The 6655-nt window shown below is 71.6% G+C and carries 6 protein-coding genes; 5 read left to right on the forward strand and 1 reads right to left on the reverse strand.

What is annotated here, in order from left to right:
* Window positions 1–123: 123 nt before the first annotated feature.
* The 5 genes from dapA (at window position 124) to GT354_RS34305 (ending at window position 5750) form a co-directional block, all read left to right on the forward strand.
* Window positions 124–1065, forward strand: coding sequence for a 4-hydroxy-tetrahydrodipicolinate synthase (dapA, locus tag GT354_RS34285; RefSeq protein ID WP_161360269.1), 942 nt, complete (start codon window positions 124–126; stop codon window positions 1063–1065).
* Window positions 1062–2582, forward strand: coding sequence for a 5-carboxymethyl-2-hydroxymuconate semialdehyde dehydrogenase (gene hpaE, locus GT354_RS34290; RefSeq protein WP_161360270.1), 1521 nt, complete (start codon window positions 1062–1064; stop codon window positions 2580–2582). Before dapA ends, hpaE begins: the two co-directional genes overlap by 4 nt.
* Before the next feature lie 363 nt (window positions 2583–2945).
* Window positions 2946–4139 carry a 3,4-dihydroxyphenylacetate 2,3-dioxygenase gene (gene hpaD / locus GT354_RS34295; RefSeq protein ID WP_161360271.1) on the forward strand — a complete coding sequence of 398 codons (1194 nt, stop codon included), beginning with the start codon at window positions 2946–2948 and terminating at the stop codon, window positions 4137–4139.
* 84 nt (window positions 4140–4223) lie between these two features.
* Window positions 4224–4952: an alpha/beta fold hydrolase gene (locus tag GT354_RS34300; RefSeq protein ID WP_346012309.1), complete on the forward strand. Its 729-nt coding sequence runs from the start codon at window positions 4224–4226 to the stop codon at window positions 4950–4952.
* A 90-nt stretch (window positions 4953–5042) separates the two neighbouring features.
* Window positions 5043–5750 carry a GntR family transcriptional regulator gene (locus tag GT354_RS34305; protein ID WP_237535760.1) on the forward strand — a complete coding sequence of 236 codons (708 nt, stop codon included), beginning with the start codon at window positions 5043–5045 and terminating at the stop codon, window positions 5748–5750.
* Window positions 5751–5888: 138 nt separating this feature from the next.
* On the opposite strand, the gene GT354_RS34310 is transcribed toward GT354_RS34305, so the two are convergent.
* Window positions 5889–6655, reverse strand: a 767-nt coding sequence (locus tag GT354_RS34310) for an SDR family NAD(P)-dependent oxidoreductase (protein WP_346012310.1), incomplete at its 5' end; no start/stop codon positions are given.

Here is a 6655-nt window from a genome sequence, read left to right on the forward strand (position 1 = left end):
GCGGCGGTTGGCCGGCCTGTACCCGCTCGACCCGTCGTGGGAGCCCGCCTACCGGGCCTGGGCGGCGCAGCGACCGGGCATCCCGGCCGACCGTCCTTCGCCCGCCACCCGTGAGGAGTACCGATGAAGTTCCGCTCGGATCCGTCCCTGATCCACGGCTCGATCGCGCCGCTGGTCACCCCGTTCACCGCCGAAGGCGCGGTCGACGTCGACGCGTTGCGGCGGCTGGTGCGGTGGCAGTTGGCGGCCGGATCGCACGGCATCTCGCTGGGCGGCTCGACCGGTGAGCCGTCGTCGCAGAGCGTCGCGGAGCGCGCCGAGGCGATCCGGGTGGTGGCCGGCGCGATCGACGACCGGGTGCCGTTCATGCCGGGCACCGGGTCGGCCAAGTTGGCGGAGACCCTCGAACTGACCGGCGTGGCCCGGGACGCGGGCGCCGACGCGGCCTTGATCATCACCCCGTACTACGCGCGTCCCACCCAGGAGGCGCTGTTCGTCTGGTACTCCACCGTCGCGCGCGAGTATCCGGACCTGCCGATCGTGATCTACAACGTGCCCAGCCGCACCGCCGTGGAGATCGACCCGCACACGGTGGGCAGGCTCTTTCGCGCGCACGAGAACATCGTGGGCATCAAGGAGACCACCAAGGACTTCGAGCACTTCTCCCGGGTGATCGAGGCCGCCGGTCCCGAACTGCTGGTCTGGTCGGGCATCGAGCTGTTGTGCCTGCCGGTGCTGACGCTCGGCGGCGTGGGTTTCGTCTCGGCGTTGGCCAACATCGCGCCGAGCGCGGTAGCGCAGATGTACGAGGCTTATCAGGTGGGCGACTTCGATCGGGCGCGCGAGCTGCACTACGCCGTCCAGCCCCTGGTGGACCTGCTGTTCGTCGAGACCAACCCGGCACCGGCGAAATGGCTGCTGGCGCAACGCGGCCTGATCGGCTCGGACTTCGTCCGCCCACCCCTGCTGCCGCTGTCCGAGAGGGGCCGGGCGACGGTGACCGCCCTCGCCGAGAGCCGCCTCGCCCTGCTGACCGATCCCGCCCTTGGAGAAGAGGACATATGAGCGCCGCCACGACCACGCCCGTGGAGCCTTCCGAAGTCCCCGCCGCGGTGCCCACGCACCTGCGCCACTTCATCGACGGCAGGCACGTCGACTCCCTCGACGGCGCCACCTTCGAGGTCTGCGCCCCCGCGTCCAATCTGCCCTACGCCACGGCGGCGGCGGGCAAGGCGGCCGATGTCGACGCCGCCGTCACAGCCGCCCGCCGCGCGTTCACCGAAGGCCCGTGGCCGGGCATGCAGCCCAAGGATCGCGCCGGGGTGCTCAACCGGATCGCCGACGAAGTCGAGCGCAGGGACGCGCGGTTGGCGGAGTTGGAGACCTTCGACACCGGTCTGCCGATCACCCAGGCCCTCGGTCAGGCGCAGCGGGCCGCCGAGAACTTCCGTTTCTTCGCGGACCTGATCGTCGGGCAGACCGACGAGGCGTACAAGGTGCCGGGTCGTCAGCTCAACTACGTCAACCGCCGCCCGGTCGGGGTCGCGGGGTTGATCACGCCGTGGAACACGCCGTTCATGCTGGAGTCGTGGAAGCTCGCGCCCGCGCTGGCGGCCGGGTGCACCGTGGTGCTCAAGCCCGCCGAGTTCACCCCGCTGTCCGCGTCGTTGTGGGCGGAGATCTTCGCCGCGGCGGATCTTCCGCGCGGGGTGTTCAACCTCGTGGGCGGCATCGGTGAGGAGGCGGGCGCGGCCCTGGTCGAACACCCTGACGTGCCGCTGATCTCGTTCACCGGCGAGACCACGACGGGTCGGACCATCTTCGCGTCGGCCGCCCGGCACCTCAAGGGCCTGTCGATGGAACTGGGTGGCAAGTCACCGGTGATCGTGTTCGCGGACGCCGATCTGGACGCCGCGATCGACGCCGCGCTCTTCGGCGTCTTCTCGCTCAACGGGGAACGGTGCACCGCGGGCTCGCGGATCCTGGTCGAGCGGGGCGTGTACGCCGAATTCGTCGAACGGTTCGCGGCGCGGGCGAAGCGCATCGTGGTCGGGCCCCCGCAGGATCCGGCGACCGAGGTGGGCGCCCTGGTCCACCCGGAGCACTACGAGCGGGTGCTGGCGTACGTCGAACTGGGCCGCCGGGAGGGACGGTTGGTCGCGGGTGGCGGGCGTCCCGCTCATCTGCCGACGGGCAACTACCTGGAGCCCACGGTCTTTTGCGACGTGCCCGCCGACGCGCGGATCTTCCAGGAGGAGATCTTCGGCCCGGTGGTGGCGTTGACCCCGTTCGAGGACGAGGCCGACGCGGTCGCGCTGGCCAACTCCGTCACGTACGGCCTCGCCGGCTACGTGTGGACCAACGACCTGCGCCGGGCGCACCGGGTGGCCCAGTCGGTCGAGTCGGGCATGGTGTGGATCAATTCGCACAACGTGCGCGACCTGCGGACGCCGTTCGGCGGGATCAAGGCGTCGGGGCTCGGCCACGAGGGCGGATACCGCTCGATCGACTTCTACACGTCGCAGCAGGCGGTGCACGTGGCGCTGCAAACGCTGCCCACCGCGCGTTTCGGTACGCGCTGAGCACGGATCGACGCGCCCACCCCCATCGGCGATCCGTACGGCCCGACCGTCCCTCGGGCCGTGGACCCGTATCGGAAACCCCTCGTGGGCGCCTATTTTCGGATCGGTCTCACCACGGGCCCGGTCGGCGCCGGCCCCCGCCGGTCGGGCCCGTCGCCCCCGCAGCAGGAGGAGAGTCAGATGTCCGCACCCGCCGTTCCGCCGCCTCCCTCGACCTCGGTCCCGGCCTCGATCCCGGCCTCGACCCCGACTTCGGTTTCGACTCCGGCCTCGCCTCCGCCCTCGACCTCGGTCCCGGCCGCAGCCTCGCCCCCGACGTCCACCCGGACCCCGCCGGTCCCACCCGCCCCACCCGTCCCGACCGTGCGCCCCGGCGCATCCGCGCCGGCAGCGGGCGAGGCGGGCGAGGCGGGCGAGGCGGGCGGCGTGCCCTACCCGGACATCGTCCGAGCCGCGTACGCCGAACTCGTGGTCACCGACCTGGCCGCGTCCCGCGAGTTCTACGTCGACCTGCTGGGCCTGGTGGTCACCCACGAGGACGCGGACGCCATCCACCTGCGCGCTTTCGACGAGTACCTGCACCACTCGCTCGTCCTGCGGCGCGGTGCCGTCGCCGCGCTGGCCGCCCTCGCCTACCGCGTGCGCACGCCGCACGAGGTCGACGTGGCCGAGCGCTACTACCGGACGCTGGGCGTACCGGTGGAACGTCGGGCGGCGGGGGCCACGCGCGGGATCGGCCCGGCGGTGCGGGTCGAGGACCCGTTGGGTTTCCCGGTGGAGTTCTTCTACGAAGCCGTGCACGTGGAGCGCCTGAACCAGCGCTACGACCTGCACGGCGCCGGCGCGATCGCGCGCCTGGACCACTTCAACATCGTCGTGCCGGACGTCGCACGGGCCGAGCGCTGCTACCGGGACCTGGGGTTTCGGGTCACCGAGGACATCCGGGGCGAGGGCGACACGTTGTACGCGTCATGGCTGCATCGCAAGGACACGGTGCACGACATAGCCCTGACCGGCGGCGACGGTCCACGGCTGCACCACATCGCGTTCAGTACCTACGAGCGTGCTCAGGTGTTGCACGTGTGCGACCTGCTCGGCGCGTGGCGCCGGTCGGCGCACATCGAGCGCGGGCCGGGGCGGCACGGCGTGTCCAATGCCTTCTACGTGTACGTGCGCGACCCCGACGGGCACCGGGTGGAGATCTACACGACCGACTACTACACCGGGGACCCCGATCACCCGGTGCTCTCGTGGGATGTACGCGACAACCAACGGCGCGACTGGTGGGGGAATCCGGTGGTGCCGTCGTGGTACGCGGAGGCGTCCCCGGTGCTGGACCTGGCCGGGAAACCACGCGCCGTGGTGGCGCGCGCCGCCGACCACGAGGCCGACGTCACCGTGGGTGCGGACGGGTTCTCGTACGCCAACGAAACCGCGGCCGACGAGACCACTGCGAACGAAGCCACGGAAAACGAAACCTGGGAAAACGAAACCGTCGACGAAACCGCGGCCGGCGGGAGCGTCGATCGCGCATCCCGTGACGGCTCGCAGCTCTGAGTATCCGACCGTGGTGTACGATCTGAAATCGTATGCGAAATAGCCGAGTGGAGAAGTAGGATGCGCCAGCGGCAGCCTCTCGCCGTGACGACCTTTGCCCCCGACGATCCGGGCGACGGCCCCGACAGTGGGCCCCCGGTCCTGCTCGTGCACGGGTTCTGCTCCGATGCCCGACGCGCCTGGGTGGACACCGGCATCGTCCGAGCCCTGACCGACGCGGGTCGCACCGTGTTCGCCCCGGACCTGCGTGGGCACGGGGAGAGCCCCGCCCCGCTCGGGGCCGCCGAGGCACACGCGGGTGCCGCCGCGGCCGACCTGCTCGCGGTGCTCGACGCGGCCGGCGTCGACCTCTTCGACGTGGTCGCGTACTCGCTCGGAGCGCGGGTGACCTGGGAGTTGGTCGGTCTCGCCTCGGCACGGGTGGATCGTGTGGTGCTCGGCGGAATGAGCCCCTTCGAGCCGTTCGCCGCCGTGGACGTGCCCGCCCTGCGTTCGGCCGTGGCGGGCGAAGCCGCTCCCGAGGACCCGCTCACCGCGATGATCGCGGGCCTGATCCGGGCCGAGGGGTCGCGTGCCGACGGCCTGGTGACCTGTGTGGAGGGCCTGCGCGAGACGCCGTTCGCGCCCGAGTCCTGGGCCGGCGCCGTGCAGCCGTTGTTCGTCGTCGGCGCCGACGACGCGATGACCCACGGCAACGAGGCCCTGCTCGCGCTGGCCGGCCACGCCCGACCGGTCACCGTCGCGGGGGACCATCTCGGTGCCCTGGCCGGCCCCGGCTTCCGCGACGCGGCCGTGGGTTTCCTGACCCGATGACCCACGGCGTCCCACACGCCACCCCACGCCGGGGCGGGGTATCCCGTCCCGGCCCGTGACCGTTTCCGGTCGAGACGGAGGAGACCGTCGTTGAGCCCCGCAAAGACCACCGCCACGAGCAAGGCCCCCGCGAGCAAGACCGCCGCGAGAAACGCCTCCAAGTCGGAGATGTGTTACGAACTCCTGCGCTCGCGCATCCTCGACGGCACCTACGGGCCCGGATATCGGCTGGTGTTCGACCAACTCGCCCGTGAGGCGGGGGTCAGCACCATCCCGCTGCGCGAGGCCGTCCGCCGGCTCCAGTCCGACGGGCTGGTGGAGATCGTGCGCAACGTCGGCGCCCGGGTGGCCGTCTTCGACCGCTCACAGGTCGAACACTCGCTGAACGTGCTGGCCCGCCTGGAGGGATACGCGACGGCTATCTCGGCGCCGTTGATGAACGCCGAGAACATCGCGGCGGCCCGCGAGATCAACGATCGGATGGTCGACGCGTTGGCCGACTTCGACCCGACGGCGTTCACCGCGCTCAACCGCAAGTTCCACTTCTCGCTCTACGCGCATTGCCCGGACAAGCATCTGAACGCGCTCCTGGAGGCGGAGTGGGCGCGACTCGACCACATGCGGCGCTCGACGTTCACCTACGTTCCCGGTCGGGCCCGTACCTCGGTCCAGGAGCACGAGAATCTGCTCGACCTGATCGCCGAGGGAGCCGACCCCGCGCTGATCGAACGGTCGGCGTGCGCGCACAAGATCGCCACCGCGCAGGCCCTGCACACCGCCAAGACGGCGGCGCCGTAGGCGGTTCGTTTTCACCCGCCGACACGACCGAGGGCTCCCGGGACACGATGTCCCGGGAGCCCTCGGTCGCGTAGCTTTCGGTCACGGAGCCCTCGGTCGCGGATGTTCCGGGGGCTGCGTCATGTCCGGCGTCGTCCGTCAGACCAACAACTGGCCGCCGTCCACCTGCACGATCGCACCGGTGATGTGCGCGGCGGCCGGCGAGGCGAGGAACAGCACCAGGGGCGCGACGTCCTCGGGCACCGCGATCCGGCCGAGCGGGATCCGCGACTCCCACGCCTGCCGGGCCGCCGGGTCGTCCATCAGGGCGGCCGTCATCGGCGTGACCACGGGCCCGGGGGCGACGCCGTTGACTCGGATCCCGTGCGGGGCCAGTTCGACGGCTCCCGTCCGGGTGAGCGCGTCCACGGCGGCCTTGGTGGCCTCGTAGTGCCCCAGGCCCGGGGTCGGCTGACGGGCGCCGATCGAACTGATGTTGACGATCGCGCCGCCGTTGCCGGCCGCGATCATCCGTCGGGCCGCGGCCTGCGTCACGGTGAACGTGCCGCGCAGGTTGACGGCCACGACGGTGTCGAAGACGTCGATCGGCAGCTCGGTGAGCAGGCCGCCGCCGGCGACCAGGCCGGCGTTGTTGACCAGCACGTCGAGCGGGCCGATGTCGGCAACCACCCGGTCCAGGGCCGCGGCCACGGACCCGGGGTCGGTGATGTCCATGCGGACCGATCCGGCCTTGATCGCGCGTGCGGTCCCCTCCGCCGCATCCGCGTCGACGTCGGCGATCACGACCCGGTCGCCCGCTTCGGCGAAGGCGCGCGCGATGGCCGCGCCGATGCCGCTCGCGCCCCCGGTGACCACCACGACGCGTCCGGCGCCGCCGGCGGCGATCGGGGCGCTCATCGGGCCTC

This window comes from Streptomyces sp. SID3343, from assembly GCF_009865215.1.
Classification (GTDB): Bacteria; Actinomycetota; Actinomycetes; order Streptomycetales; family Streptomycetaceae; genus Embleya.